This window comes from Shewanella sp. 10N.286.51.B7 (assembly GCF_002873615.1).
GTDB classification, from domain to species: Bacteria; Pseudomonadota; Gammaproteobacteria; order Enterobacterales; family Shewanellaceae; genus Shewanella; species Shewanella electrodiphila.
In genome coordinates, this window is sequence record NZ_MCUF01000026.1 from 3,999 (window position 1) to 5,763 (window position 1,765).

Consider the following 1,765-nt stretch of genomic DNA (forward strand, 5'->3'; position numbering starts at 1 on the left):
AATCTGTGTGAACACTCAACAAACATTAAGTTAGTCGTATAGGTAAGGAGGTGATCCAGCCCCAGGTTCCCCTAGGGCTACCTTGTTACGACTTCACCCCAGTCATGAACCACACCGTGGTAAACGTCCCCCCGAAGGTTAGACTATCTACTTCTGGTGCAGCCCACTCCCATGGTGTGACGGGCGGTGTGTACAAGGCCCGGGAACGTATTCACCGTAGCATTCTGATCTACGATTACTAGCGATTCCGACTTCATGGAGTCGAGTTGCAGACTCCAATCCGGACTACGACGTACTTTGTGAGATTAGCTAGACCTTGCGGCTTTGCAACCCTCTGTATACGCCATTGTAGCACGTGTGTAGCCCTACTCGTAAGGGCCATGATGACTTGACGTCGTCCCCACCTTCCTCCGGTTTATCACCGGCAGTCTCCCTAGAGTTCCCGCCATTACGCGCTGGCAAATAAGGATAGGGGTTGCGCTCGTTGCGGGACTTAACCCAACATTTCACAACACGAGCTGACGACAGCCATGCAGCACCTGTCTCAGAGTTCCCGAAGGCACTAAGCTATCTCTAGCGAATTCTCTGGATGTCAAGAGTAGGTAAGGTTCTTCGCGTTGCATCGAATTAAACCACATGCTCCACCGCTTGTGCGGGCCCCCGTCAATTCATTTGAGTTTTAACCTTGCGGCCGTACTCCCCAGGCGGTCTACTTAATGCGTTAGCTTGGGAGCCCAGTGCTCAAGGCACCAAACTCCGAGTAGACATCGTTTACGGCGTGGACTACCAGGGTATCTAATCCTGTTTGCTCCCCACGCTTTCGTACATGAGCGTCAGTCTTTGTCCAGGGGGCCGCCTTCGCCACCGGTATTCCTTCAGATCTCTACGCATTTCACCGCTACACCTGAAATTCTACCCCCCTCTACAAGACTCTAGTTCACCAGTTCCAAATGCAATTCCCAGGTTGAGCCCGGGGATTTCACATCTGGCTTAATGAACCGCCTGCGTACGCTTTACGCCCAGTAATTCCGATTAACGCTTGGACCCCTCGTATTACCGCGGCTGCTGGCACGAAGTTAGCCGGTCCTTCTTCTGTAGGTAACGTCACAGTAATGGCGTATTAAACCACTACCTTTCCTCCCTACTGAAAGTGCTTTACAACCCGAAGGCCTTCTTCACACACGCGGCATGGCTGCATCAGGGTTTCCCCCATTGTGCAATATTCCCCACTGCTGCCTCCCGTAGGAGTCTGGGCCGTGTCTCAGTCCCAGTGTGGCTGATCATCCTCTCAGAACAGCTAGGGATCGTCGCCTTGGTAAGCCATTACCTTACCAACTAGCTAATCCCACCTAGGTTCATCCAATCGCGAAAGGCCCGAAGGTCCCCTCCTTTCCCCCGTAGGGCGTATGCGGTATTAGCAGTCGTTTCCAACTGTTATCCCCCTCGACTGGGCAGATCCCTAGGCATTACTCACCCGTCCGCCGCTCGTCAGCAAAGAAAGCAAGCTTTCTTTCTGTTACCGCTCGACTTGCATGTGTTAGGCCTGCCGCCAGCGTTCAATCTGAGCCATGATCAAACTCTTCAATTAAAGTTTTTTTGAAACATTCGAAAATGCTTCGGCTCAATGAATTCTGATTACATTATGCAGACTCGGAAGAATCTACATCCTGTTTGTTACATATTGCTATGAACACTCATCGTTACATTGATAATAATTTTGATTGCCACCTAAGTGACAATTTCGATTAACTCAACACCTGTGAGT

1 rRNA gene is annotated in these 1,765 nt (G+C 50.9%); it reads right to left on the reverse strand.

Annotation, left to right across the window (positions count from 1 at the left end):
* Positions 1 to 43 precede the first annotated feature (43 nt).
* Positions 44 to 1,588: ribosomal RNA gene (locus tag BCU84_RS07650) — 16S ribosomal RNA — on the reverse strand.
* Positions 1,589 to 1,765: the final 177 nt, after the last annotated feature.